Source organism: Microvirgula curvata, from assembly GCF_054781615.1.
The window spans coordinates 1-1301 of record NZ_BAAGUB010000018.1; the positions used below are offsets into that span (position 1 = coordinate 1).

The following is a 1301-nucleotide window of genomic DNA, read 5'->3' on the forward strand; positions in this document are numbered from 1 at the left end:
AGGCGTGCCGGACGCCAGAAGCGGGCGTCGTAAGCGAGTGTGGTCTGCTTGCCCAGTGCATCGGTCAGGCCGGTCAGCCAGCAGCCGGCTGCGTCCCAGCTCAGGGTACTGGCGCCGGTGCGCGCACTGGCCTGCAGTGTCTGCAGCCGGTAGAAGCCGCTGCCATCGGCGTAGCTGGCGCTCTGCCGCTGGGCCACCCAGTAGTTGAGCTTGTTCAACGTCTGCAATACATAACCGGCCGCCTGCAGTTGCGTGGCAACCTGGTCGCTGCCGAGCACCGGGTCGTAGGTGCTGTGGGCGGTGCTGTCGTCGAGCAGGGCCTGTTGCTGCCCGGTGACCCGGCCGATCGCCAGCAGTGTGGTGTCACTGCCCAGATAGCTTTGCGTGCACCAGCCGGTCAGCGTGCGCGGCGCATCGGGGCCCAGCAGTCCGTCCGGGGCGGACAGGATCTCGAAGCTCAGTCCGCTGCCGGCGCTGCTGGCCGGGTAGTCCAGTGCCTGTTCGATCTGCTGCGTCGGCAGGCCCAGTCGCCAGTTGCTGTCGTCGACCACCCGGGTCCAGCCCGGTGTCTCTTCCTGCAGTCGCAGCCGTTGCTGGCTGTCGTCGTAGGTCGCCGCCAGCTGCCCGGGCGTCAGCAGCGGATCGCTGAAGGCCGGGTCCTGTGCCCGGCGCGGGTAGTGGGCCCGGACCTGGTGGGTGATGTTGCCGTCGCCGTCGCGGCTCAATACCACCGACTGGCTGAAGCGCGGGTCGAGGCCGCTGTCGTCGTAGTCGGCGCTCAGTGTTTCCAGCAGCAGCGGGGAGACGACAGCATCCTTCCCATTTGCACTCAGTTGCAGAACGCGCAGCTGCCAGCGCGAGGAACTGACCCGCCGCGGCACGGCATCGCTGATGTCGGCCGGATAGACTTCCTCGTGCAGCAGTTTCCCCTTCAGCGCCTGATGCCAGAGCGGGTCGATCTGGCCGGGGGCGATGTCGGCACTGCCATCCCAGCTGGTGACGCGGGTGTCACCCAGCGTGTAGGCCTGGGCATCGCCAGCGTAGTAGTCGCTGCGGTCACTGGCGTCACTCGCCTGACCGGTGTGGAACCACGAGCGGGTCAGCGCCGGTTCGACCAGCGGCTGGCCGTAGCCGTCATAAGCATCACCCAGGTCGCTGCGGTCGATGCGCCGAAAGCCGTTGAACGTACGCTCGGTCGGGTCATACACCCCGCCCTGATAGGCATAGCGGCGGGTATCGGCGTGCCCCTGCACCGCATCGCGGTCGATGACCTGGCTGCACAGCGCCAGCGTCAGCGGCAG

Annotated in this window: 1 protein-coding gene; it reads right to left on the reverse strand. The window is 67.9% G+C overall.

Annotated features, from left to right (window positions below; translation table 11 throughout):
- Window positions 1–1301: toxin TcdB middle/C-terminal domain-containing protein (locus ACYVG8_RS09520; RefSeq protein WP_460745629.1), on the reverse strand; the 1301-nt coding region annotated here is incomplete at both ends.